We start from the raw sequence: 24,283 nt of genomic DNA, 5'->3' as shown, positions 1-24,283 counted from the left end.
GCCTATCAACGACGATGCTCTATCATTCCTGCGTTCTCATCCCCGCAATCAATCGGTCGAAATAGAGCTCAATCGAGGAATAATCTTCATCCATCCATTTTTCATAGAAGACCTGATGCTTCATGGTCTTGAAAAAGTCCATCAGAGCTTGCTTCAAGGTCATATCTTGCAGCATCAGCCATTTGGGATCCAGCAGCTTCCGAAAGACAAGATCGACCTGGGTCAGATAAAGCCGCGTATTGATGGGATAAAATACCCCGAGCTGAATGCCGCTCTCGAAGTAGTCGGACAGCTTGATTTTGCAAAGCTCTACGGCTTCAGCAAGCTTGACGGCCAAGCTCGGATACGTCGCGCTCAGATCCTGAATCAGAACATCCGTCAAGTAGTAAGACAGCTTGATCGTGAGCTTGAACGCCTGGGCGAAGGATTCGTTGTAGAACCTCCGCTCCTCGGCGGACGGCTGCGAGAGCCGCTCCGGCGACAGCCTCGGCGGAGCTTCCGACAGCATTTGATCGGATACGAACGCCGCGAATTTGTGGACAATGCAGCCCACAATTTCATCTTTGGAAGCAAAATATTTATACATCGTCGCTTTGCTGATATCCATATATTTGGCCAGTTCATCCATTTTGAGCGGGCTGATGCCATGCTTATGGACATAGGGCATCAAGCGCAAGACAAGCTTCTCCCGTTTCTCGAACAGCGGATCAAATGGGGTTTCCGACATTTTAACACACCTCCAGGTTGGCCCCTTTAGTATAAATCATCTCTTCTTGAATATAAACGTGATATACGAATTGAACTTTTTTTATAAAATTAGTTTACTTTGTATGGTCTCCTATGCTACTTTAGGGGCAAGAAAATGAATACGCTTGGGGGAGATTGTCATGTCCACACAAACTGGAGAGTCCTTGCCCGTTCGTTCGCTTCTGGCTCCGCTGATTGCGATTGTCGTCGGGCTGTTCATGGTGATTCTGGATACGACGGCGGTGAACGTCGCTATTCCGGTACTGGCGGATGACTTGCATAGCAAGCTGAGCTTGATTCAATGGACGATTACGGGCTATTCGCTCGCGCAGGCTGTCGTCATTCCGATGGCGGGATGGTTCTCCGACCGGTTCGGGGCGAAGCAGACGTTCATCGTCTCGATTATCTTATTCACGGCGGGATCCATCCTTTGCGCTTTCGCGGGCACCGCAGAGCAATTGATCTTCTTTCGTGTCGTGCAGGGGCTGGGCGGCGGAATGGTCGTGCCGATTGCATTTGCGATGACCTACCGGATCAGTCCTCCCGAGTCGGTGGGCCGGATCATGGGCATGATGGGACTGCCTATCCTGCTTGCGCCTGCGCTCGGACCGGTCGTCTCCGGCTATCTCGTCGATTACGTCAGCTGGACGTGGATTTTCCTCATCAATATTCCGGTCGGGATTGCCGGAGTGGTCATGAGCGCCATGTTCCTGCCGAATCTACCGAAAAAAGCCTCGGCTCCGCTGGATTACGCCGGCATCGCGCTGGCGCCGTTCGCCTTCGGCGGCCTGTCGTACGGACTGAGCGAAGCGGGGGAGGGATGGTCCTCGGCAAAAACGATTGCCGGCCTGGCCGTAGGAGCTGTCGCGATGATCTTGTTTGCCGTCGTTGAGCTGCGGCGCCAAAAGGAGCCCCTGCTGGAGCTGAGGGTATTCCGGTCCATTCAATTTACGCGGGGAATTCTGGTGCAGTGGGTGATGCAATTCGCCATGTTCGGATTGATCTTCGCCATTCCGTATTTCATGCAGCGATTGATGGGAATGAGCGCGTTCGAGGCTGGGCTGTGGACGCTGCCGCAGGCGCTGGCCTCCGCGGTCATGATGCCGTTCAGCGGAAGGCTGTTCGATCGGATCGGAGCGCGTCCTTTGGTAATTGGCGGCTTGATCCTGATTACGGCCGGGGCTTATCTGGTCTCTCTCATCGATCCGAGCGACAGCCCGTGGCTGTTCTTGGTCCCGCGCGCGCTGATCGGATTCGGGACGGGAATGTCGTTCATTGCGCTGAATACGCATTTGATCCAAACGGCGCCCAAGGAGCTGGTCGGCAGGGTAACTTCGCTCACAAGCGCCGCCCAGCAGGTCGTCGGTTCGTTCGCCATCGCGGGACTTACGACGCTTCTGGTCAATCGCACCGACCATTATGCGCGCAAAGGGGAAGCGGTGCTTCCGGATGCGATGTCGCATGCGTTCCACAACGCGTATCAATTGATCGCCATTCTGGCGGCGGCAGGGCTGCTGCTGGCGATTACGCTGAAGAGGCCGGCCATCGAAAAAGCGGACCGGCCGGCTGTAGTCGCGGACGCAGGTCTTTGATGGAAGGCGATGAGGAGACGGCGCGGAGCCGGCCGCTCGGCTGGTCAGGAATCCTCGAGATCGGAACGAGGATCTCTTGACGCGCAGAATGCAAAAGACACCCGAAACGGGTGTCTTTTGCATTCTTGGGGTACAGCTGCGAGGCCATTCATGCGCCTTGCCCATGCAGCTCTCTATCCTTGGGCAGCAGCAGGGTGAAGATGCCGAGCAGCGGAAGGTAAGAGCAGATCTTCATGACCAGGCCGATGCTGGTCGCGTCCGCGATCTCGCCGAGCAAGGCGGAGCCGAGTCCGCCAAGTCCGAAGGCAAGGCCGAAGAACAAGCCGGAGACGAGGCCGATTTTGCCCGGCAGCAGCTCTTGGGCGTAGACCACGATGATAGAGAAGGCCGAGGAAAGCACGAACCCGGCGCATACGCACAGAACGGCCGACCAGAAGGGACTCGCATAAGGAAGCAAAAGGGAGAAAGGAGCGGTTCCCAGGATGGAGAGCCAGATGATATTGCGGCGGCCGAAGCGGTCTGCCAGCGGTCCGCCGATGAAGGTGCCGACGGCGGAAGCGACGAGGAAAGCGAACAGATACCATTGGGCCGACTGCTTGCCGATTCCGAAATCGTCGATCAGGTAGAGCGAGTAGAAGCTGGTGAAGCTGGACAGGTACACATGCTTGGAGAAGACAAGGAGCACCAGGATGCCGATGGAGAACTTCACCTTGCCCGAAGACAGCCTCGGCAGGGCGGAGCTTGCGGCCGCGGCCGTATTTTTGGGGCGGGGAGCGGCGTTGATGGAACTATACCAGCGCGCGACGAAAGTCTGGATCGCGATGCCTGCAACGGCGGCCGCGACGAACAGCAGCACTCCCTTTTGGCCAAGCGGGATGAAGATAAGCGCCGTCATGACGGGGCCGAGCGCGCTGCCGATATTGCCGCCGACCTGGAAGATCGACTGGGCGAGTCCTCTGCTGCTGCCTGCGGCCAGATAGGCGACGCGCGACGATTCGGGATGGAAGATGGCCGAGCCGACGCCGATTGCTGTTACCGACAGGAGAATGGTCACGAAATTCGGCGCAAGCGCAAGACAGACGACGCCGACGAGCGTGAAGCAGACGCCGAAGGGCAGGATGTAAGGGCGCGGCTTTTTGTCGGCGAACAGCCCGACGAGAGGCTGCAGGAATGAAGCCGTTATATTCATCATAAAAGCGATCAGGCCGATCTGCCCGTAGCTGAGATGCTGGGTCTCGCGAAGGACGGGAAAGAGGGCCGTCACGGTCGATTGCATGGAATCGTTGAGCAGGTGGACCGTGCTGATCATGAACAGGATCGGGAAAACGGTGGCATTCGTCGATATTCTACGGGCGACAGCTTGTGACATGGTTTCGGTTTCCTCTCTGTTCCAAGTGGTCTATTCATCTCTAGCTTCAAAACGTGGGGCTTCAGCTGTCATCAACCGAAATAAGCGGACATCCGCTTGCTCTGGCGGACATCGACCGGATCGGTTGGCATCAGCTGGCCTTGGCAGACATCGGCCGAATCAGCGGACAGGCATAAGGGATATCGGCTGGCATTAGCTCACATACAAGGCAGGGTTCTTTGCCGTCAAGGAATATCCCAGCCATAATCATGGCGGTAGCGGTCAAGCAGCTTCTCATAGTCGGAGCCGTAAGCTTCGGCCAGCTGAGGACCGAAGTCGCGCTCCATGTCCATCATCAGCAGGTCGTGATGGAATGCCTGCAGGAGCATTCCGGATACGGACGGATGGTCCGTCTCCAGGGCGGAAGGCTTGCCGGGCTCGTTGAAGCTGCCGAGCAGCCCGTCCTTCCAGTCGCAGAGGATGTAGAAGCCTCTCGATTTTTCCGGAAGCCACATCTCCATCCGCTTGTGGGTGAATACATGCCTGAGCCCGGTCTCGACCTCGCCGATCGTAATGACGATGACCGTCTTGCCCCGGCTTTCGGCTTCGGCCAGCATCGGCTCCAATTCATGGAAGTCCTCGCTCCATATATCGACGACGACGGTGCGGCGGGCGCCAGCGATCAGCCGGCGGATCGCGGTCCGCATATTCCCTTCGCCCGTCCAGGTATAGAAGCCCGGCGCAGGAGGCTGAGGCTTCAGATCCCGCTCCAGAATGCCGGCATTCTCTTCGAACTCCGAGCGCAGCTGGCGAATGACATCCTCGATGGGAATGGCGGCGTACATGGATGTCTCGCCTTCCGACACGCGGCAAATCCCCTTTTCCACGAGCGACCTCAGAGCCGCATAGACGTTCGTGCGCGAGACGGACACGCGCTTGGCGACTTCGTAGCCGGACAGCACAGGCTCTTCATGCAGCGCCAGATAACAGCGGGCTTCCAGCTCGGACATGCCGAGCCGCTTGAGCCGATCGATCATCGATGCCGACCTCCTTTATGTAGTAGTATTAATGAATACGACTAATTGGAATAAGCTGATTATGCCATTGAATCCGATTTTCCGTCAACAATAAAGATGAGCGGCAATTCCGAAAGATTTCCAGCCGGATATCATTATTCGCCGGCAGCTTTTCGATCGTAGGCGCAGCCTGCCCGAACTTTGCGGACGACGGACTTCGGTTAGGATCGCATGCTCCACTATGGTAAAGTAATAAGATCACGCATTTCCGCCCTGTAGGGGCAAGACTGTACATAAGGAGCTTGGTTGCCTCATGGAAATCTTCATCATGGTGATGGCGCTGCTGGTCCTGATCGGGGTCTCCAACATCATCAACCGCTTCATTCCGTTCGTTCCGGTGCCGATTATTCAGATCGCGCTCGGCATCGTGGCCGCCTATTTCCCGTGGCTGCATCATGTGCCGCTGAATCCGGAGCTGTTCTTCGTCCTGTTCATCGCGCCGCTGCTGTTCAACGACGGCAAGATCACGCCTCGCGAGGAGCTGTGGAAACTGCGCTCCTCCATCCTGCTGCTGGCGCTCGGCCTCGTGTTCGCGACCGTGCTCGTGGCCGGCCCGTTCATCCACTGGATGATTCCCGCCATCCCGCTCTCGGCGGCGTTCGCGCTGGCGGCGATCCTGTCGCCGACGGATGCCGTCGCCGTCGGCTCCATCGCGAGCCGCGTCAAGCTGCCGGGCAGCATCCTGCGGCTGCTGGAGGGCGAGGCGCTCATGAACGACGCCTCCGGCCTCGTCGCGTTCAACTTCGCCATCGCGGCGACAGTGACCGGCTACTTCTCGCTGACCAATGCCGTCGGCAGCTTTTTCGTGATCGCGCTCGGAGGGCTGGCGCTCGGAGCCGCGCTCGGCTTCGCCGTCGTCTGGCTGCGCGTCTGGCTGCGCCGCTGGGGGATGGAGGACGTCACGGTCCATATGCTGATCCTCATCCTGACTCCGTTCGTCATCTACCTTGCGGCGGAGCATCTGCATGTGTCCGGCATCCTGGCCGTCGTGGCCGCAGGCGTCGTGCATGCCATCGAGAGGGATCGGATGGGTCCGTCCACGATCAAGCTCAACGTCGTCTCCGACAGCACCTGGTCGGTCATCATCTTCTGCCTGAACGGTCTTGTGTTCATGCTGCTCGGCCTCGAAATTCCGGATGTCATCCAGGTGGTCTGGGAAGATCCGAACTACAACAACGGCAAGGTCATCGGGTACATTTTCGCCATTACGGCGCTGCTGCTCCTGCTCCGCATGGCTTGGGTATGGGCCAAGGAACGCAAGTTCAAGACGTCGCTGCTGACCGCCTTGTCCGGCGTGCGGGGCGCGGTGACGCTGGCGGGCGCGTTCTCCATTCCGCTTTTCCTCGGGGACGGCTCCGTGTTTCCGGAACGCAACCTGATCCTCTTCATCTGCGCCGGCGTCATCCTGATCACGCTGCTGCTCGCCAGCGTCATGCTGCCGCTGCTGACACGCTCGTCCGAAGACGGCAAGACCAAGGATATGGAGGCGGCGTCCAAGGAAGCGGAGCGCCGCGCGCGCATTCTGGTGCTGGACGCCGGGCTGAGGACGGTGCAAGGGGAAATGCGAGAGGACAACCAGGCGGCCGCTCTTGAGCTGCGCGCCGATTATGTCCAGCGCATCCAGCAGCTGCGGCTTGGCCTTGCTTCGGAGGCGGAATCCAGAAGCGCCGTCGTCGACCTGCGCCTTCACGCTCTCGAGGCGGAGCGCAAGGTTGCCCGCGAATGGCTGGAGGAAGGCAGAATCACGCCCGACATGGAAGAAGCCTTCCAGCATTATCTCAACCGCGTCGAGCTGGCCCTGACGAACCGGGTCAAGCTGCTGGCTACGCTGCTTTACGGCTTGTTCCTCCGCCTGTTCACCAAGCGGGGCAGGCACCGCAAGGCCAAGCTCAAGGGAACCCGGAGCAAGGAAGCCTATCTGGAGCTCAAGCAAGCTTCGGTCAAGGCGGCCGGGGAACGGATCAAGGAGCTGGAAGGCCGTTACAGCAAGGATATCGTGCTTGCCATGGTGGCGCATTACCGCGAGCTGGAGCTCCGTCTCTGCAGCGGCCAGGCGGCGCTCGGCCGCCCGCTGGGCTCCAAGGAAGGGCGCAAGGAGCTGGAGCAGAAGGCCGTCCAGGCCGAGCGCAATGAAATCCAGCGCTTGTTCGAGAGCGGGAACATCGACCGGAAGCTTGCAGGTAAGCTGAGGGTTTACGTCAATTACCGGGAAGCCAGCCTGCACGAGAACGAAGAAGTAGGGGCCCATGCCCATTAGGCTTCTATAGCTCGCTGTACGACGGCAGGCCCCATGACAAGGCTGATCCAGCCCAGTCAGCGGAGCAGATGGAATGATTCCGGAGAAGCGGAAGGAACGCTTGCGAAATGGTTTTCTCCGAAAAACGTTGGCGTTGACCTTTTAGCCTCAATTCCAATCCTGGGAATTGTCCAAAAATCCGGAAGTTACCGCGATCTGAACGAACATTCCGCCTGCACAGCGGCATTCATGAAAGGGGAATTGAGCCCGATGGACGGCATTCAGGAGCAGAAGCAAATGCAAGAGCAGGTGTTGGAGCCGATACGGTACCTGCCGATGGACGACAGCCATTACGACGACTCCGTCTCTCTGTGGAAGAGGATGGACGGGCTGGTGCTGAGCGGGGCTGATTCGCGCGAGGCGATCTCGGCCTATCTGGAGCGGAATCCCGGCCTGAGCCTGATCGCCTCAGCCGGGGACAAAGTCGTCGGCACGCTCATGGCGGGCCATGACGGAAGGCGCGGCTGGCTGTACCATCTGGCCGTAGACCCTAAATTCCGGGGAAGAGGCATAGGCAGCGAGCTCGCGGAGCGTTGCCTGCGCGGACTCGGAGAAGCCGGCATCGAGCGCTGTTATCTCATGGTCATGGAGAGCAACGACGGGGGAGCGGCTTTCTGGACGAAGGCCGGCTGGGAGAAGCGGGACGGCATTCTGCTGTTTTCGAGGGATCCGGAGAAGCCGGCTGCCGGCGCGGACAGATCGGGAGCCGCCGTCTCCAAGGAAGAGAAGAGGGCGGGAAGCAGCTGCAGCTGCTGAGCTTGGCCGACAAATCCGAGAATGGAAGGCGGGGCGGTTCATGCACACAACAAAGCTGCCGAAGGAACAGAAGAAGCAGCTCATCGGAGAGCTGCAGCATTATTTCCTCATGGAAAGGGACGAGGAGCTCGGAGAGCTGCCTGCGGAGCTGATGCTGGACTTCATGCTCTCGCTGCTGTCGCCGGTCATCCGCAATCAGGCCGTCGAGGATGCCGTCCGAACCGTGCGCGAGCGGATGGGGGCGCTGGAGGAGGACCTGTATTCTCTTCAGCAAGCGAGCCGGACGGCGCGGAAATGAACAGCGGCTGGGATATGGCGCCGCTTGAAAGAACCGCGGCTGAAAAAGAAGCGAAGCGGAAAAAGAACCGAAGCGGGAAAAGGATCGCAGCCGAAAAACTGCAAAAGAATTGAACAAGCCTGTCCTGCAGCCGGCGAGCCCGGCGCGGGACAGGCTTTTTTTTATTCAATACATGTTCTTGCCGTAGAAAATCTCGTCCATCTCGCCCTTGAGCTTCTCGGTTATCTCCTGCTGCTCTTCCTCGCTCAGCTTGTCCTTCGTATAACCGAACAAGTAGTTGTTGAGATCGAACTGCTTCAGCTTGCACTTCGTGTGGAAGATGTTCTCCTGATAGACGTTCACGTCGATCATGTGGAACAGGTCCTTCGCCTCGTCCGGAATGTAATTCTGGATGGAGCTGATATCGTGGTCGATGAACAGCTTATGTCCGGTAATGTCGCGGGTGAAGCCCCGCACCCGGTAGTCCAGCGTCATGATGTCGGTATCGAAGGAGGAGATGAGATAGGTCAGCGCCTTCAGCGGACTGATCTCGCCGCAGGTGGACACGTCGATGTCCGCGCGGAACGTGCTGATGCCTTCGTCGGGATGGAATTCGGGATACGTATGGACGGTGATATGGCTTTTGTCGAGCTGGAGGACGACGTTGGAGGGCATCGGTCCCGGAGATTCGCCGAAGGTACCCTGGGGAACCTGCACGACGGGGCCTTCGGAGACGAGCAGCGTGACGCTGGCGCCCTGCGGCTCGTAATCCTGCTTGGCCGTATTGAGCACATGCGCTCCGATGATATCCGACACATGATGAAGGATGTGGTTGAGACGGTCGGAGTTGTACTGCTCGTCGATGTAAGCCAGGTAGGCCTCGCGCTCCTGCTTGTTGCGCGTGTAGCATATATCGTACATGTTGAAGCTCAGCGATTTGGTCAGGTTGTTGAACCCGTGAAGGGCGATGACCTGCTCGTGGGTCAGTTTCATCCGGCAATCCTCTCCTTTGCGCGCCTGTGCCAAGTTATTCGTACTATTACCCCGGCCTGCAAAAGTTTACCCTCGCCCCCTTCTTGCCTGTGCCGGGGGAGGCAGGCGGCGAGGCTGAGCATCGCCGGATACGTTTAGCGCGCCAAGCGCCAGAGCCGCAAGGTTTGCAAAGCGTGCCAAGCACGCAAAGCTCATCGCCCGACCGGCATGGCGGCGAGGCCTCCCTATCCAAGCCTCCTTCCGCACAGGAGACAGCCTTTAAGCGCTGCTCCTCAGGAACGGGAGGGCAGGCTTAATCAGCCCTGCGCCTTGGGCACCGGCGGCACCGCCTGCTCCGCCTTGCCGCCGCCCCGCCTGCGCGAAGCCCGGTCGGCCGGATCGAACCGCCGCTGCACATATCCGAGCACAATGTCGGCGAAGATGGCGAGCAGGGCGGCAGGAAGAGCGCCGGCATAGATGCGCAGCGAATTTTGGCCGTTGATGCCGGCATACACTTCGCGGCCGAGGCCGTCGCCGCCCACGAGCGGGGCGATCGTGGCCACCCCGATGGCGATGACGGCCGCGATCCGGATGCCGGTCATCATATAGGGCAGCGACAGCGGCATGCGCACGCTCCACAGCAGCTGCCAGCGGCTCATGCCGACGCCCCGGCCGGCTTCGAGAAAGCTGCTGCCGACCTGCTGCAGACCGACATAGGTGTTGCGCACGATCGGGTTGAGGGAGTACAGGAAGAGGCCGGCCATGACGGTCGTGTTGCCCAGACCCATCCAGAGCATGAGCAGGACGAGCATCGCTAGGCTCGGCACGACCTGAAGGATGCCGGTGATCGCCAGGATGATCCGGGCGAGCGGCCTGCTCCTGGTGCACAGGATGCCGAGCGGCACGCCGGCCGCAAGCGCGAGCAGCACACCGGCCGCCACCAGCTGCACATGCTGGATGAAATATTCGGACAGCAGGCCGCGGTTGCGGTACAGGTAGTCCCAGAAGTCGGCAAGCGTCTCTCGCTGCTCGGGCATTATGGAATCAGTCCTTTCTCCTTCAGGTAGGCGAGCGCGACTTCGCGCTCGCTCTTTTTCTCGATGTCGACCTGGTAGTTGAGGCTCACCATCGTGTCGCGGTCCATCGTGCCGAACAGCGGGGCAATCGCTTGCTTGATCTCCGGATGGCGGGCTTCCATGTCCTTGCGCATGACGGCCGACGCGTCATAGGGCGGGAAGAAATGCTTGTCGTCCGCCAGAGTGGCCAGATCGAATGCTTTCAGCCGGGCGTCGGTCGAGTACGCGAGGACGATGTCGACCTGCTTGTTCTTGACGGCGGAATAAACGAGGCTGAGCTCCATCGGGTAGGACTTGGCGAAGGAAATGCCGTAAGCCTTCTGAAAGGCCGGGTAACCGTCGCTGACCCGCTCCAGCCAGGAAGTGTCCACGCCGAAGCGCATGGAGGCGGCATCCGGCTTGATGTCGGATATCTTCTTGTAACCTTTCTGCTCCGCGACCTCGCGCCGGACGGTGAAGGCGTACGTGTTCTCGAAGCCGAGCGGATCCATCCAGTCGAAGCCGAAATACTTGTCGAAGCCTTCCTTGGCTTGGCGCAGCACCTCGGCGCGATCCTTGGTCGGCTCAACGGGAAAGTGGTTGTTGAAGATCTCGCCGGAATACAGCGTGGCCAGATCGATGTCGCCCCTGTCGAGCGCGCTGAATACGAGCGGGCTGGCAGCCAGGTCGGGAATGACCTTCACCTGCAGATCCGTGCTGCGTTCAATGAGGGCTTTGTACATTTCGGCCAGAATCTTCGTTTCGGTAAAAGTCTGGGCGCCGATCCGCAGGTCCGCCTTGCCTGTGCAGCCCGGCGCGAGCAGAAGGAACGCCAGCAGCAGCGGCAGCGCCGCTATGCGGCCTGCCTTTCCGGAGTATTCCGGCTTTTCCGGCCGGCTTGACGCCTTCAGGAACGCGGATCGTGCCGCCTGCCTTGCCGCCTTAAGGAACGCGGACCGATCCCCCGGCGGGTTGATCGCCTTAGGGCGCGCCCTCCCAATCACGGACATGCCTGTCCAATGCCTTCTCCTCACGCGGCTGCGCCTCCCCTCAAGCCGAAGCGGCGGGTCAGGGCGCCTTCAATCCAGCCGAGCAGCAGATCGGCTGCCAGCGACAGCGCGATCGCACCGAGCGCACCGGCGACGATGAGGTAGGGCTGGTTGACGCCCATGCCGGAGACAATCAGCTGTCCGAGGCCGCCGGCTCCGATCAAGGTCGCCAGAGTGGCCCAACTGATGACGTAGACGGTCGTCAGCCGGATGCCGGACATGATGTAAGGCACGGCGAGCGGCAGCTGGACGCGCAGCAGCCGCTGAGCGGACGAATAGCCCATGCCGCGCGCCGATTCCAGCACATGGGGATCGACGCTGCGGAAGCCTTCATAGGTGTTGCGGAGCACCGGCATGATGGAGTAGAGCAGCAGCGCGAGCACCGCCGGCTTGACGCCGATGCCCATGAGCGGAATCAGGATGGCGAGCAGCGCCAGGCTCGGAATCGTCTGCAGCAGGTTGGCTGCGAAGAACACGGCGCTGTTCAGCCAGCGGATCCGGTTGTAGACGAGCAGCACGCCGAGCGGCAGCGAGATGGCGCAGCCGAGCAGCACGGCGGCGAGCGAAATGCCCAGATGCTCACGCAGCGCGGTCAGGATGTCGGGAAAGCGGTCCCGGACAAAAGAAAAGAAGCCGCTCATGAACGATCCTTCCCTTCGTCGTCGGAACGCTCCGGCGCCGTCCCGCCGTGTCCGACGCTATCCGAATTTTCCCTGCTGCCGGGGCTTATGGAGATCGAGGAGGTTCCCGTCGGTTCAGCGTCCGTTCCGCTCTGGCGGATGTCTCCGCCTTCTCCGCCTTGACCGCCTGGGGCTATGGTTTCGCCCAAGCTTTCTTGGCCCTTGCGGACTTCTCTCTCCGCACTGCCGCGAGCACCTTGATCGTCAGAATCTCTCTCCTCACCGCCGAGAGCTCTTTGCCCGCCAGCATCGGAGACGCTGTCCCCCGCGGAACCGCCGTAACCTCTCGTTCCGGTATCCCCTTCACGCTCCCCGTCGCCTCCATCGCCGAGCGACGGCAGCAGCTCCGCCAAGTGGCGGACGACGCTGCCGCGGGTAATAAGTCCGATGAAGCGCCCGCCTTCGTCCACGACAGCAACGTTATGCAGCCGGTGGCTGGCGAGCAGCTCAACGGCCTGCGCCAGCGGAGTGCCGGACTGGACGACGTAGCGCACCGGCATCATGACGTCGGACACAGTCTTTTCCTCTTCGCCGTACCGGTCCAGAACGTTGTAGATCGACACGCTGCCGAGCAGGCGCCGCTGGCGGTCCACGACATAGAGGGAATCGACCTTGCGCCGTTCCATCGTCAAAATCGCTTCGGCCAATCCGCGGTTCGGATAGGTGACGGCCGGCTGGGTGACCATGACGTCGTTGACGGAAGCGGAAGGGGAATCGATCGAAGCGTTCGCTCCTTCAAGCTGCAGCGCTTCTTCCTGTCCCATGCCCGCGTCCAAGCGCTTCTGCCCGATGAAGGTTCGGACGAAGTCGTTGGCCGGCCGGCGCAGAATCCGGTCCGGCGTATCGCTTTGCACGACTTCGCCGTCCTTCATGAGGACGATGCGGTCGGCGATCTTGAGCGCTTCGTCCATGTCATGCGTGACGAAGATGATGGTCTTGTGCAGCTCCTGCTGCAGCCGCGCCATGTCTTCCTGGAGCTGCTCGCGGCTGAGCGGATCGAGGGCGCTGAACGGCTCGTCCATGAGGATGATGTCGGGATCGGCCGCCAGAGCCCGGATGACCCCGATCCGCTGCTGCTGGCCGCCGCTCAGCTCCGAAGGGTACCGGTCGCGGTATTGATCCGGATTCAAGCCGACCATCTGGAGCAGCTCGTCGACGCGGCGCGCGATCCGCTCCTTGTCCCAATGCTTGAGGCGGGGAACGGTGGCCACGTTGCGTGCGATCGTCATGTGAGGGAACAGCCCGACGCTTTGAATGACGTAGCCGATGCTGCGGCGCAGCTCTACGGGATCGATCGATGCGATGTCCTTGCCGTCGATCGTGATGGAGCCGCTGGTCGGAACGACGAGGCGGTTGATGAGCCGCATCGTCGTCGATTTCCCGCAGCCGCTCGGTCCGATGAGGACGGTCATCTCGCCTTTGCGGAATTCGAGGTTGATATCTTTGAGGGCATGGAAGCCGTCGTCGTATTTCTTGTGGACATTCTTGATCACAATCATGGCACGCAACCTCCGCCCGATTCCTGAAGTGGTAGTTAAAGTATGGCCTTCCAGCGCCGTTTCATCCGCAGGAATTCCTTCCCGGGAACAGAAGGGGCGGTTGGACTTGAGCCTCTCGACTCAGCAGCGGAGAACAGGGATTTCGGGCTTCATGCCCGTTGCAGCCGGGGACGTATTGGCGCTGCTTCCCCGGTTAATGCTACAATTTAATTCTAGAGGAGGCGATTGACGTGGCGTTTTGGCAGCCTTCCAAGTTGACGGTCTATCTGGTCGCCGGCGTCGCGACTTATCCTTCCACGTTTCAGGAATGCAGGCGCATGCTGGATCGGCTCTTTGGCGAGCAGGGCACGGAGGCGACCATGGAGGTGCTGTTTCCCTATGGCGATTATTCCCGCAAGCTGTGGCGGCAAGTATGGGAGGTCCGGTCGGATCTGACCCGGCTGCTGCTCCCGAGCCGGATCGGAGCCCGCGCGATGATCCGCGATCTCGAGCGCTCCTATACGGGCGGACCGGTGCTTCTGCTCGGCCACAGCGGCGGAGGAGTGGCGGCATGCCGGGCCGCGCGGCTGCTGCTGGAGCAAGGCATATCGGCGGATGACATTCGGGTCGTCCAGATCGGTTCTCCCCGGGTGCCGGTTCCGGATGAGCTGCAGGAGAGCAGCGCGTATTTCTATGCGCTCGACGGCAGAGGCCGGCCGGACGATCCCGTGACGCGGCTCGGGAGCTGGGGAGGCTGGCTGCGGCTGCCTGGCGGAATTCCAGCCTGGAACCGGATGCGCTACGCGCCGGGTTATGTGAGGGGGCTGCCGGTCATCGGCGGGCATACGAATTATTTCCGCCACCAGCTTCCCTATGTGGACGGAGACTCCCGCAGCAATCTCGACAAGACGATCAGCGCCGTGGCGGACTGGTTGAAAGGCGACCTGCCTTCCGTTAAACTGCAAAAAGGTAAGTAAATATAATTAGAACAGAGAAAGGGGCAGGCCCATGTACGAGATTCGCCGCAACGAGGACCGTTCCCATCGCGAGAACGAGTGGCTGAAAAGCAGCCAGAGCTTCAGCTTCGGGGATTATTATGAAGAGGGCAACCGCAGCTTCGGCTCCATGGTCGTGTTCAACGAAGATATCGTCGCCGGAGGCCGAGGCTTCGGCGCCCATCCGCATCGCGAGATGGAGATCGTGTCCGTCGTCCTCAGCGGCAGGCTGAAGCATGAAGACAGCTCCGGCGGCAGCGCCGAGACGACCTACGGCGGCGTTCAGCGCATGACGGCCGGTACAGGCATCGTGCATTCGGAGGTCAATCCCGACCCCGACGAGCCGGTTCATTTCCTGCAGATCTGGTTCACTCCCGAGACCAGGAAGCTGGAGCCATCCTACGAAACGAGCTTTTTCGACCCGAAGTCCATCCATGGACAGCTGCTGCCGATCGTCTCCAGGGATGCTGCGGGACCTGGAGCTGCAGGCATCCATCAGGATGTGAACCTGTTTCTGAGCGCTCTCGACGGCGGACAGGGCATCACCCACTACACGCGCGGAGAGCGCCTGCTGGCCGTCTTCGTGCTGGACGGCAGCCTTGCCGTGGAGGGCGTCGACGGAGAGCTCGCCCAAGGCGATATGCTCCGGGCTTCGAGCTTCGACAAGCTGGAGCTGAAGGCGGGCCCGGACGGGACGCGGCTGCTGCTGATCGACATGGCTCCAGTCGGCAAGGGAGGCGATCCGGCATGAGCGAGCGGCTTCTGATCAAGCTGGTCATCGGCCGGACTCTCCTCGATACAGGGGCGCATTCCCTTGCTTTCCAGGTGGAAGAGGGCGGCAGGGGATGGGTCATTACGGTGTCCAACCTGGCTGCGGCCGACGCGTCCTATATCGGAGACAACATCGATCAGCTGAATTTCTTTCACTTTATAAGCGACGATTCCTCCGGACTTATCCGCAAGTTCTGGCTGTACGACCTGGACAGGCCTTCGTATGTGTACGATCCGGCGATGCAGGAAGCGGTATTCGAGGTGGATTCCAGGGTGGCTTACTCCAATGAGAAGGTGTAACCGCCCAGCAAGCGGTTTCATAGGATAGGGCATGAGGAAGGAGGAAGGGACTTATGGCAAATACGTATACGTACACGCGGCGCGAGGAAGTGGCCAATGCGGTCACGCATGGAATCGGCACGGCGCTGAGCGTCGCGGCACTCGTGCTGCTCATCGTGTTCGCGGCCGAGAAGGGAACGGCGCTGCATGTCGTCAGCTTCACGATCTACGGAGTGGCCATGCTGCTGCTGTATACGGCTTCGACGCTGGTGCACAGCTTCCGGGAGGGGCGGGCCAAGCAGGTGATGGAGGTGCTGGACCACTCCTTTATTTACGTGTTCATCGCGGGCACCTATACGCCTCTGCTGTTCCATATGGTCGGCGGCAAGCTAGGGTGGACGCTGTTCGGCATCATCTGGGGGATCACGGTATTCGGGGTGCTGTTCAAATCGTTTTTCGTGACGAGATTCCTGTTCACCTCGACGCTTCTGTACATTGCGATGGGATGGCTGATCGTATTTGCCTGGGGCCCCCTTACGGCTCACCTCGCTTCCGGCGGAGTCACTCTGCTCATTGCCGGCGGACTGCTCTACACGGTCGGCTCGGTCTTCTATGTATGGCGGGGATTCCCTTACCATCACGCGGTATGGCATCTGTTCGTGCTGGCCGGCTCGGCGGTCCATTTCTTCGCGATTCTGCTCTACGTGCTTCCCTGGAGCTGATGCAGCGATAGGCGATTCGGCTCCCCGCAGCAAGCTATATGGCAAAACAAAGAGGCTGTCCCTGAAGGTCATGAACATGACCGGGGGCAGCCTCTTTGTTAGATCCAGCGCATCCGTCTACAGCATATCGGAATCGATGATGCGCCAATGGAGGCGCACCGCCTGCTCCAGCTTCTCCTTGTCGCGGCTGCGGAACAGCTCGGCGATCAGGCGGTGCTCGCCGTTGATTTCCTGCAGGAGGGCGGCCAGCCTTTCCTTGTCCTCGCTGGCATAGGATTGGCGGAGAAATCCGTTCTTGAGGGAATCCAGCATCTCGATCAAGGTGGAATTGCCGCATCGGCGGAGATAGCATTCGTGGAACTGGGCCTGATGCTCGTAGTAACGGCTGAAGTCATAGGCATCCAGATCGTCCTGGATCGCCGCGACCAGATCGTCGAGCGCCTCAAGGTCCCTATCGCTCAATTGATCGACAGCCAGCGTGGCGGCCAGCGAATCCAGCGTTGCGATCAGGAGGGAGTAGTCCTCCTTTTTTTTCTGGTCGAAAGCTTTGACGGTGAAGCCCCGTCGAGGCAGGTATTCGAGCAGGTTGTCCGAGCTGAGCTGGAACAAAGCCTCGCGGGTAGGCGTCCTGCTGATGTCCAGCCTTTTGCATATTTCGGCCTCGTTGATCTTGGAGCCGGGAAGCAGCGTTCCTTCCTGGATCCGCTGGGCGATGTACTCATAGACATGATCCTTGAGGGACTGGTACTTCGGCTGCATGCCTTCACTCCTCTATTGAAGCGTTGCTAGTTATCCTGCATGGATATGCAAAATATTTGTATAAATACTCCATATGACACATATTATCATCGGTTTTGAGCTTCATCAAGGGCATAAAAGGAATAATGATGACAGTTTAATGTTCGGTTTATGCACATGTATTCAGCTAATCAAGAAAATCATTGTTGGATTCCATTTTCTATGTTATTATTCCTTTCATACGCGATAAGCGCTTCCATCCTTGTATATTGTATACAAATGAAGCGTGTTTTAACCGTCCGGATCTTTTTTGGCCGGGTGGAGGCAGGGCGCCTGGATGTTTCGCGGCATCCGGGATTTTTTATCCGTCATATTGTATACAAAATACAATATGCATTTATAAGGAGAGGAAAAACATGCAATCCGCAGAAGCCATCGCTTTATCCGAGCGGCATGCCGCCCGCAATTACCACCCTCTGCCCATCGTCATCGAGAAGGCCTCCGGCGTCTGGGTGCACAGCCCGGAAGGCGAGCGCTACATGGACATGCTGAGCGCTTATTCGGCACTGAACCATGGCCATCGCCATCCGGCGCTGATCCGGGCGCTGCAGGACCAGGCTGCCAAGGTGACGCTGACTTCCCGGGCGTTCCACAATGACGCGGCGGCTGCTTTCTACGGCAAGCTGGCCGACTTCACGGGCAAGCCGAAAATACTGGCCATGAATACGGGAGCCGAGGCGGTGGAGACGGCGCTGAAGGCCGCCCGCCGCTGGGGCTACACAGTCAAGGGAATTCACGAGGATCAGGCGGAAATCATCGTCTGCACGGGCAACTTCCATGGAAGAACGCTCGCCATCACCTCTTTTTCTTCGAGCGAGGAGTACAAGAGCGGATTCGGCCCTTTCCTGCCGGGCTTCAAGCTCGTTCCTTACGGCGATCTGGAGGCGATGGAGGCGGCGGTCGGGGACCATACCGCCGCCGTGCTCATCGAGCCGATCCAGGGAGAGGCGGGAATCGTCATTCCTCCGGACGGCTACCTGCGCGGGATCCGGGAGCTGTGCAGCCGCCGCGGCATGCTGATGATCGCCGACGAGATCCAGACCGGCTTCGGCCGCACCGGCAGGCGCTTTGCCTGCGATTGGGAAGAGGTGGAGCCGGACATGTACGTGCTGGGCAAGGCGCTCGGCGGCGGCATCATGCCGATCTCGGCCGTGGCGGCGGATGAAGATGTGCTCGGGGTGTTCGAGCCGGGCTCGCACGGGTCCACATTCGGCGGCAACCCGCTTGCCTGCGCGGTCGCTTCCGCGGCGCTGGACGTTCTGGAGGATGAAGCTCTGGCGGAGCGTTCCGAGCGTCTGGGAGCTTATTTGCTGGAAAGGCTGCATGCGATTCAAAGTCCCCGCATCCGGGAAATCCGCGGCCGCGGACTGTTCATCGGCATCGAGCTGGACCGTCCCGCGCGGCCGTATTGCGAAGCTTTGATGTCCAGGGGCCTTCTATGCAAGGAAACGCATGATACGACGATCCGTCTAGCTCCGCCTCTCGTCATTGCCGAGGAGGAGATCGACTGGGCGCTGGCAAGACTGGCGGAAGTGCTTGAAGCCGACATCGACGACAAAGGAGACGGTAACGATGATGAACATGGCGACGGACATGAATGAGCGGCTGCGGAGCGGGCAGCGCAAGATTCAGCTGATCAAGGTGCCTTTCTGGCTCGGCGGGGGCCGTGCGGGCACGGAGCTTGGACCGGAGAGCATCATCGAGGCCGGACTCAAGCGGCAGCTGAAGGCGATGGAGCTGGAGCTCGCGGAGGAATGGGAAGTCGACGTTCCGGGAGATGCTGCGGAGCCTGCCGCACCCGGATGCTTGATGAAGCATAAGGCCGAGGTGGCGGAAATGGCTGGGCTGGTCGGCGAGAAAGTGTATCGGAGCGTCAGCTCGGGGGCTTTTCCGCTCGTGCTCGGGGGAGACCACAGCGTCGCCATCGGAACGCTGGCCGGACTCAGCGGACATTACGGCAAGCTGGGCGTCATCTGGTTCGATGCGCATGGGGACTTGAACCACGAAGGCACGACCCCCTCGGGCAACATGCACGGCATGGCTCTGGCTGCTGCGGTCGGACACGGCTCCTTCACGCTGGCGGACATTCCGGGAGCAGGTCCGTTGATCCGGCCCGAGAATGTCGTTCTCGTCGGAGTAAGGGACCTGGATCCCGGTGAAAAGGAGTTCATCCGCTCGTCCGGCATGACTTGCTTCACGATGCATGAGATTGACCGGATGGGCATCCATGCGGTCATGGAACAAGCGATCGCCGCGGCAGGCCGGAATACCGACGGCGTCCATGTCAGCTTCGACCTGGATTGTCTCGACCCCATGCAGGCGCCGGGCGTAGGAACGCCGGTTCCCGGAGGTCTGAGCTACCGTGAAGCCCATTATGCGCTGGAGCTGCTGGCGGAAAGCGGAATCGCCACTTCGCTGGAGCTGGTGGAGGTCAATCCGATCCTGGATCCTGCGCGCCGGACGGCCAGGGCAGCGGTTGAGCTCGCGGCTTCCTTGCTCGGTAAGCGTATTTTATAGGCAGAAGGGCTGCGATGCGGGCTGCTGCATGATTATACGGGGCAGCCCCTTGCAAAAAGAGGGGTTTAATAGGCTGTTTGGTTGCTGTTTGGTAGATTTTCATCGCATAAAAAAGCGATTCAGGTCGGTAAATATCGAATCGTATACCAAATCGTAATATTTGAGAAGATAGATTGAGAGAATGGGATCGCAATGTTATAATTCCTACCATACGTTATACAGTGTTTTGTATATTGTATACATACCTAAGGGGGAATGTAATTTTGTCCAGCCGCTTGAAGCTGAACAGAAAGCTGTTGTCTGCCGTTATTGCCGGTTCGATGCTTGCATCGCTGCTGACTCCTGCGGCATCCGCCGCGCTGCCGGAGACTTATGAGGCGGCGACCGTCCAAACGACGGCCGCAGAAACGAGTGCTCCGCTTGACGGATCTCTTGTGCAGGGAGCGCCGGGGTACGAGGCGTACCGGTACATGCTCAATCTCACGGAAACGATCGGCACGAGGCCGGCCGGTTCCGCCAAAGAAAACGAGGCGCGGGATTATATCCGGGACGAGTTCGCCGCCATGGGATACAGCCCGACCGTCACCGAGTTCGTGTACAACGCCAAGAACGGCGGCAAAAGCTATAATGTCGTCGCCGAGAAGCATGGCGAATCGCCGCGCACGATCATCGTCGGCGCTCATTACGATTCCGTGAAGGCGCCTAGCCGCGGCGCGGACGACAATGCGTCCGGCGTCGCCGTCATGCTTGAATCTGCTAAAGCGGTATCGCAGCAGACCGTTCCTTATACGATCAAGTTCATCGCATTCGGTTCCGAGGAAGCCGGCCTGCAGGGCTCCAAAGCCTATGTGGCCGCCATGTCCGAAGCCGACAAGGCCAATACCGTCGCCATGATCAACCTGGACAGCCTCGCTGCCGGGGACAATATGTACGTCTACGGATCTGCCGGGAAGGGCGGCTTTGTTCGCGATCAAGCGCTGGCCATCGCCGGCAAGCTCGGGCTGAACCTGCAGACGCAGGGCGGGGATAATCCCGAGTATCCGGCCGGAACGACCGGCGACTGGAGCGACCATGCTCCGTTCAAGAGCGCCGGAATTCCTTACGCTTATCTGGAAGCGACCAATTGGGCGCTGGGCGACAAGGACGGTTACACCCAGACCGTGCAGGACGGGGCCATCTGGCATACCGCCAAGGATACGCTGGCGTATCTGAGCGCCAACTATCCCGGCCGGATCGAGGAACGTCTGAGCACCTTCTCGTCCGTTCTTACGAACCTGCTGCTGGAGATCGAGGAGCCGTCCAACAAGCTGACCTTGAGCAGCGACAAGGCCTCGATTACCGAGAAGCGCACGATCACGGCCGATTTCGCTCTTCCGGGGGGAATCTCCGCGACGGATGCCGTCTATCTGAATTGGACCTATGGAGGCAAGCCTCTCAGCGACTGGAAGAAATACAATGCGCAAAAAGGCGATTATTCCGGAGATCCCTTCATCTATCTGGAAGGCAAGCCGGTCGTAAGCGGACGCCATCTTACCGCCAGGATCACGTTCGATCTGCCTTATGACCGCGTCAACGTGTCCGGCACCCCCTACCGCCAGCTGTATCCGAAGCTGCTCGGCACGAACGAGCTGATGGTTTCCGGCGCGGAAGGGGCGGTCGCTTCGGCGCCGATCAAGCTGAACGTCTATGACACCTACCGCACTTATGACGAAATCAAGCCTGAGATCGACCGCATTACGGCGGGCGCGAAGAGCGGCCGCTACATCGAGACCCGCGTGCTCGGCAAGTCCGTCCAGGGCCGCGACATCAACTTTACGATTCTGGCCAAGGACAAGGCGTCCGTCGACCAGTATGTGAACGAGACGCTGCCAGCCATGATCAACGATCCGGCCGGATTGCAGGAGAAGATCCGCAGCGGCAAGCTGACGGACTACAAGGTGCCGGTCTGGATCAACAACATCCATCCGGACGAAGCTCCGGGCGTGGATGCGATCCTGAACTTCTTTGAGGAAATGACCAAGAAGGACACGATCCAGTACGACACGACCGACAGCTCCGGCGCAGCGCGCCAGGTAAGCTTCGACGTGGCGGATGCGCTGGACGATGTCATCTTCCTGCTCAACTACACGCAGAATCCGGACGGCCGCTACCTCAATACGCGGGCCAATGCCAACGGCTTCGACCTGAACCGCGACAACTCGTACCAGACCCAGCCGGAGACGCAGATCGTCGCCAGCGAGATCGCCAAGTGGTCGCCGCTGTCCTTCCTGGACTTCCATGGGTTCGTCGGCCAGTTCCTGATCGAGCCGTGCACGCCTCCCCATGATCCGAACATCGACTACGACCTGCTGATCGACAGCATGGTGGAGCAAGCCGATGCCATGGGCCGCGCGGCTGTCGCCAACACGAAGTATGATGTGTACCACATCCCATATCTGGAAGCCGAAAAAGCGGCCGCAGACCCGAGCTACAAGCCGATCGCCAACGCGACGGGCTGGGATGATGCTTCTCCCGCCTACACCGCCGTATTCGCCATGCACCAAGGCGCTCTCGGCCATACGATCGAGATTCCGGAACTGAATGAAGATTCCACGACGGCGCTGCTGTATACCGCGCTCGCCTCGACGGATTACGTCATGGCGAACAAGCAGAAGCTGTTCCTGAACCAGCTGGAGGTGTACAAGCGCGGCATCGAGAACGTGGACAGCCCGGCTGTCGACAAGTACCTGGTCAATGCCAAGCATGAGTCCATCGGCCGCCCGCGCGCCGAGGGCAAAAGCTTCTTCCCGGAATACTATGTCCTTCCAGTGGACGAGTCCAACCAGAAAAACGCGCTCGAAGCGGTCAACATGGTGAACTATCTGATCCGCAACAGCGTCAAGGTCGAGAAGACGACCGATTACGTCACCATTGAAGGAAGAACTTATCCTAAAGGCACTTATCTTGTTCCTATGCATCAAGCCAAGCGCAGCTTCGCCAATCTCGTGCTGTACGACGGCATCGACGTCTCCGATTTCAGCGAGATGTATGCCGACATCGTGCAAAGCTTCTCTTATATGAGAGGTTTCGACCGCTACGCGGTATTTGCGAAGGATGCTTTTACCGGCAAGACGGCTCCGGCGGCCTCCGCTGCAAAGCCGGCAACGAGCGTGGAAGGCACGGCTTCCCATTATGTCATCCGAAGCAGCAACAACGACGCGATTCGAGCCGTTAACGAGCTTGCGGGCGCCGGCAAGTCGGTAACGCTGCTGACTTACGGGGGGCCGGGGTATGAGACAGGCGATTATCTGGTGTCCTATGCCAACCTCAAGCTTGTCAAAGACAAGTATTCCTTAAGCACCGTTCCTTGGTATTCGCAGTATTCGCAGAAGGCGGAGGGCAAGCTTTTGAAATCCATCTCGGTATCTGCGTCCGGAGTTCCGGCGTTTGTGCTGAAGGATCTTGGTTTCAGAATTGCTGCCAGCCAGCCTGAGGCAGACGTGCTCGTCAATACGAGCGGAAGCAAGGCCGCCATCGAGGCAGGCAAGCCATTCATTGGTTACGGCCGCTCTGCGATGAGCACGCTCAAGCAAACGGGCCTGCTGCCTGGATTCGACTTCGCAACGACGGGCAGCACCCATGAAGGCCTGTTTAAAGCGATTCTCAATCAGAACAGCGTCATCACGGCTCCTTACCAAGCGAATGATTACCTGTACACTCAGTCCGGCTCTTATGTGAAATCCGTTCCGGAAGGCGCCGAAATTCTTGCCTCGGCAAGTGCTGCAGACGACTTCTTCCTTGCAGGCTGGTGGCCTGGGCATGAGGCCGTCAAAGGCAAGGTCATGGGCTTCAAGCTGAACAAAAATGCTCTGAACGTAACTGTCTTTGCCGGAGAGCTGACCAACAAAGCGCATCCGCAAGCCCAATATCGCCTGTTGGCTAATGCGCTCTATGCAGCCGCTCCTGCCGCTGCGGAGGGCTCGATGGATGACGGCAACGGCGAAACGCCGCCGATAATCCTACCGACACCGGCAGATCCGACGCCGACACCGGCAGATCCGACGCCGACACCGGCAGATCCGACGCCGACACCGGCAGATCCGACGCCGACACCGGCAGATCCGACGCCGACACCGGCAGATCCGACGCCGACACCGGCAGATCCGACGCCGACACCGGCAGATCCGACGCCGACACCGGCAGATCCAACGCCGACGCCTGCGCCAACGTTGAATCCTTGGACTCCGGCACCGACCGTAACGCCTACGCCGACACCAAGCGCGACGCCGGCTCCATCGCCTTCGGTTCAGCCTTCGGCTTCTCCGACGCCGGCGCCGGCCCACAGCTTCCGCGATCTCGACACCGTCGGCTCGTGGGCCGGGGATGCAATCGCAGAGCTGTACGCCAAGGGCATCATCAAAGGGCTGGATGACAACAGCTTCGCTCCTAAAAAAGAAGTAACCCGCGCCGAGTTCCTGACCATGCTCGTGCGGGCGCTCAACCTGCCGAGCGGATCGGCGAGCCTGTCGTTCGGCGACGTCAACCGGAATGCCTGGTATTATGACGCTGTCGCTGCCGCTGTGCAGGCTGGCATCGTCAAAGGTACGGGAGACGGAAAGTTCGAGCCCGGCCGGGCGATTACGCGGGAAGAGATGGCGATCATGGCCGCGAATGCATTGAAGCTGGCCGGCGGCATCGCAGCGGCTGATGCCTCTGCAGCGCTTGCAGCCTACAAAGACAGCGGCAAGATCGCTTCCTATGCCAAGCCTTCCGTAGCGCTGCTCAGTGAAAAAGGAATCCTTACAGGCACTGGCAACGGCGGATTTGAGCCGAAAGGCAAGGCCAACCGCGCTCAGGCAGCCGTCATCATCAGCCGGCTGCTCCACGTGTCCTAAC

At 59.7% G+C, this 24,283-nt stretch carries 19 protein-coding genes and 1 pseudogene; 11 read left to right on the top strand and 9 right to left on the bottom strand.

The annotated features are described in order from the left end of the window. Positions 1-22: 22 nt before the first annotated feature. Positions 23-727 carry a TetR/AcrR family transcriptional regulator gene (locus VE23_RS11385; protein ID WP_048746396.1) on the bottom strand — a complete coding sequence of 235 codons (705 nt, stop codon included), beginning with the start codon at positions 725-727 and terminating at the stop codon, positions 23-25. Between the two features lie 160 nt (positions 728-887). Between VE23_RS11385 and VE23_RS11380 the strand changes: the two genes are divergently transcribed. Continuing rightward, positions 888-2,339 carry a DHA2 family efflux MFS transporter permease subunit gene (locus VE23_RS11380; RefSeq protein ID WP_048746398.1) on the top strand — a complete coding sequence of 484 codons (1,452 nt, stop codon included), beginning with the start codon at positions 888-890 and terminating at the stop codon, positions 2,337-2,339. Positions 2,340-2,487: 148 nt separating this feature from the next. On the opposite strand, the gene VE23_RS11375 is transcribed toward VE23_RS11380, so the two are convergent. Together VE23_RS11375 and VE23_RS11370 are read right to left on the bottom strand one after the other, a co-directional pair. After that, the gene (locus tag VE23_RS11375; protein ID WP_049867995.1) at positions 2,488-3,708 is read right to left on the bottom strand and encodes an MFS transporter; all 1,221 of its coding nucleotides are present in this window, start codon (positions 3,706-3,708) and stop codon (positions 2,488-2,490) included. 224 nt (positions 3,709-3,932) lie between these two features. After that, positions 3,933-4,724, bottom strand: a complete 792-nt coding sequence (locus VE23_RS11370; protein ID WP_021877718.1) for a TrmB family transcriptional regulator — start codon at positions 4,722-4,724, stop codon at positions 3,933-3,935. Positions 4,725-5,016: 292 nt separating this feature from the next. Here VE23_RS11370 and VE23_RS11365 point away from each other — a divergent pair, with 292 nt between their 5' ends. The 3 genes from VE23_RS11365 to VE23_RS11355 all read left to right on the top strand — a co-directional run bounded on the left by VE23_RS11365 (position 5,017) and on the right by VE23_RS11355 (position 8,113). Then, positions 5,017-7,020 (top strand): Na+/H+ antiporter, encoded by a 2,004-nt coding sequence (locus tag VE23_RS11365; protein WP_021877717.1) that lies wholly within the window; start codon positions 5,017-5,019, stop codon positions 7,018-7,020. A 249-nt stretch (positions 7,021-7,269) separates the two neighbouring features. Further along, positions 7,270-7,815, top strand: a complete 546-nt coding sequence (locus tag VE23_RS25810; protein ID WP_232313005.1) for a GNAT family N-acetyltransferase — start codon at positions 7,270-7,272, stop codon at positions 7,813-7,815. Between the two features lie 40 nt (positions 7,816-7,855). Next, positions 7,856-8,113 (top strand): DUF2164 domain-containing protein, encoded by a 258-nt coding sequence (locus VE23_RS11355; protein ID WP_021877715.1) that lies wholly within the window; start codon positions 7,856-7,858, stop codon positions 8,111-8,113. Between the two features lie 165 nt (positions 8,114-8,278). On the opposite strand, the gene speD is transcribed toward VE23_RS11355, so the two are convergent. The 5 genes and pseudogenes from speD to VE23_RS11330 form a co-directional block, all read right to left on the bottom strand. Beyond that, a complete protein-coding gene (speD, locus tag VE23_RS11350) occupies positions 8,279-9,085 on the bottom strand; it encodes an adenosylmethionine decarboxylase (protein WP_048746399.1) in 807 nt (268 codons plus the stop codon). Between the two features lie 296 nt (positions 9,086-9,381). Then, positions 9,382-10,101 (bottom strand): ABC transporter permease, encoded by a 720-nt coding sequence (locus tag VE23_RS11345; protein ID WP_048746401.1) that lies wholly within the window; start codon positions 10,099-10,101, stop codon positions 9,382-9,384. After that, positions 10,101-11,129 carry a glycine betaine ABC transporter substrate-binding protein gene (locus VE23_RS11340; RefSeq protein WP_083436421.1) on the bottom strand — a complete coding sequence of 343 codons (1,029 nt, stop codon included), beginning with the start codon at positions 11,127-11,129 and terminating at the stop codon, positions 10,101-10,103. The genes VE23_RS11345 and VE23_RS11340 overlap by 1 nt, the downstream gene beginning before the upstream one ends. A 20-nt stretch (positions 11,130-11,149) precedes the next feature. Continuing rightward, entirely contained in the window at positions 11,150-11,809 is a 660-nt protein-coding gene (locus VE23_RS11335; protein WP_048746404.1) for an ABC transporter permease, read from the bottom strand. Positions 11,810-12,177: 368 nt separating this feature from the next. Continuing rightward, positions 12,178-13,347: pseudogene (locus VE23_RS11330) on the bottom strand (betaine/proline/choline family ABC transporter ATP-binding protein); the annotation flags it as partial. Between the two features lie 230 nt (positions 13,348-13,577). On the opposite strand from VE23_RS11330, the gene VE23_RS11325 reads away from it, so the two are divergent. Genes VE23_RS11325 through trhA form a run of 4 tightly spaced genes read left to right on the top strand, consistent with a single transcriptional unit; the run spans position 13,578 to position 16,093 of the window. Then, positions 13,578-14,303 carry a lipase family protein gene (locus VE23_RS11325; protein ID WP_021879393.1) on the top strand — a complete coding sequence of 242 codons (726 nt, stop codon included), beginning with the start codon at positions 13,578-13,580 and terminating at the stop codon, positions 14,301-14,303. A 31-nt stretch (positions 14,304-14,334) separates the two neighbouring features. Then, positions 14,335-15,072: a pirin family protein gene (locus VE23_RS11320; protein WP_021879394.1), complete on the top strand. Its 738-nt coding sequence runs from the start codon at positions 14,335-14,337 to the stop codon at positions 15,070-15,072. Continuing rightward, positions 15,069-15,392 carry a hypothetical protein gene (locus VE23_RS11315; protein WP_021879395.1) on the top strand — a complete coding sequence of 108 codons (324 nt, stop codon included), beginning with the start codon at positions 15,069-15,071 and terminating at the stop codon, positions 15,390-15,392. Before VE23_RS11320 ends, VE23_RS11315 begins: the two co-directional genes overlap by 4 nt. A gap of 53 nt (positions 15,393-15,445) precedes the next feature. Continuing rightward, positions 15,446-16,093, top strand: a complete 648-nt coding sequence (trhA, locus tag VE23_RS11310) for a PAQR family membrane homeostasis protein TrhA (protein ID WP_021879396.1) — start codon at positions 15,446-15,448, stop codon at positions 16,091-16,093. Positions 16,094-16,210: 117 nt separating this feature from the next. Here trhA and VE23_RS11305 read toward each other — a convergent pair whose 3' ends face one another. Continuing rightward, positions 16,211-16,852 (bottom strand): GntR family transcriptional regulator, encoded by a 642-nt coding sequence (locus tag VE23_RS11305; protein ID WP_021879397.1) that lies wholly within the window; start codon positions 16,850-16,852, stop codon positions 16,211-16,213. Positions 16,853-17,247: 395 nt separating this feature from the next. Between VE23_RS11305 and VE23_RS11300 the strand changes: the two genes are divergently transcribed. The 3 genes from VE23_RS11300 to VE23_RS27645 all read left to right on the top strand — a co-directional run bounded on the left by VE23_RS11300 (position 17,248) and on the right by VE23_RS27645 (position 24,282). Beyond that, on the top strand, positions 17,248-18,492 hold the full coding sequence (locus VE23_RS11300; RefSeq protein ID WP_048749139.1) for an ornithine--oxo-acid transaminase: 1,245 nt from the start codon (positions 17,248-17,250) through the stop codon (positions 18,490-18,492). Then, complete coding sequence (gene rocF / locus VE23_RS11295; RefSeq protein ID WP_232313279.1) at positions 18,464-19,408, top strand: arginase; 945 nt, start codon at positions 18,464-18,466, stop codon at positions 19,406-19,408. The genes VE23_RS11300 and rocF overlap by 29 nt, the downstream gene beginning before the upstream one ends. A gap of 263 nt (positions 19,409-19,671) precedes the next feature. Then, a complete protein-coding gene (locus VE23_RS27645) occupies positions 19,672-24,282 on the top strand; it encodes a M20/M25/M40 family metallo-hydrolase (protein ID WP_049867994.1) in 4,611 nt (1,536 codons plus the stop codon). Position 24,283 lies beyond the last annotated feature (1 nt).

Source organism: Paenibacillus sp. D9, from assembly GCF_001188365.1.
In the GTDB taxonomy this organism is placed as follows: Bacteria; Bacillota; Bacilli; order Paenibacillales; family Paenibacillaceae; genus Paenibacillus_O; species Paenibacillus_O humicus.
Note: the sequence above shows the minus strand (reverse complement) of the source record. Positions and strands in the feature narration are given on the sequence as shown.

What these genes read in the sequence shown, in the direction of transcription:
- VE23_RS11305 (WP_021879397.1), bottom strand. Translation starts at nt 16,852, where the DNA reads ATGCAGCCGAAGTACCAGTCCCTCAAGGATCATGTCTATGAGTACATC.
- rocF (WP_232313279.1), top strand. Translation starts at nt 18,464, where the DNA reads ATGATGAACATGGCGACGGACATGAATGAGCGGCTGCGGAGCGGGCAG.
- VE23_RS11385 (WP_048746396.1), bottom strand. Translation starts at nt 727, where the DNA reads ATGTCGGAAACCCCATTTGATCCGCTGTTCGAGAAACGGGAGAAGCTT.
- trhA (WP_021879396.1), top strand. Translation starts at nt 15,446, where the DNA reads ATGGCAAATACGTATACGTACACGCGGCGCGAGGAAGTGGCCAATGCG.
- speD (WP_048746399.1), bottom strand. Translation starts at nt 9,085, where the DNA reads ATGAAACTGACCCACGAGCAGGTCATCGCCCTTCACGGGTTCAACAAC.
- VE23_RS11355 (WP_021877715.1), top strand. Translation starts at nt 7,856, where the DNA reads ATGCACACAACAAAGCTGCCGAAGGAACAGAAGAAGCAGCTCATCGGA.
- VE23_RS11335 (WP_048746404.1), bottom strand. Translation starts at nt 11,809, where the DNA reads ATGAGCGGCTTCTTTTCTTTTGTCCGGGACCGCTTTCCCGACATCCTG.
- VE23_RS11345 (WP_048746401.1), bottom strand. Translation starts at nt 10,101, where the DNA reads ATGCCCGAGCAGCGAGAGACGCTTGCCGACTTCTGGGACTACCTGTAC.
- VE23_RS11370 (WP_021877718.1), bottom strand. Translation starts at nt 4,724, where the DNA reads ATGATCGATCGGCTCAAGCGGCTCGGCATGTCCGAGCTGGAAGCCCGC.
- VE23_RS25810 (WP_232313005.1), top strand. Translation starts at nt 7,270, where the DNA reads ATGGACGGCATTCAGGAGCAGAAGCAAATGCAAGAGCAGGTGTTGGAG.
- VE23_RS11315 (WP_021879395.1), top strand. Translation starts at nt 15,069, where the DNA reads ATGAGCGAGCGGCTTCTGATCAAGCTGGTCATCGGCCGGACTCTCCTC.
- VE23_RS11340 (WP_083436421.1), bottom strand. Translation starts at nt 11,129, where the DNA reads ATGTCCGTGATTGGGAGGGCGCGCCCTAAGGCGATCAACCCGCCGGGG.
- VE23_RS11300 (WP_048749139.1), top strand. Translation starts at nt 17,248, where the DNA reads ATGCAATCCGCAGAAGCCATCGCTTTATCCGAGCGGCATGCCGCCCGC.
- VE23_RS11375 (WP_049867995.1), bottom strand. Translation starts at nt 3,708, where the DNA reads ATGTCACAAGCTGTCGCCCGTAGAATATCGACGAATGCCACCGTTTTC.
- VE23_RS11320 (WP_021879394.1), top strand. Translation starts at nt 14,335, where the DNA reads ATGTACGAGATTCGCCGCAACGAGGACCGTTCCCATCGCGAGAACGAG.
- VE23_RS11380 (WP_048746398.1), top strand. Translation starts at nt 888, where the DNA reads ATGTCCACACAAACTGGAGAGTCCTTGCCCGTTCGTTCGCTTCTGGCT.
- VE23_RS11365 (WP_021877717.1), top strand. Translation starts at nt 5,017, where the DNA reads ATGGAAATCTTCATCATGGTGATGGCGCTGCTGGTCCTGATCGGGGTC.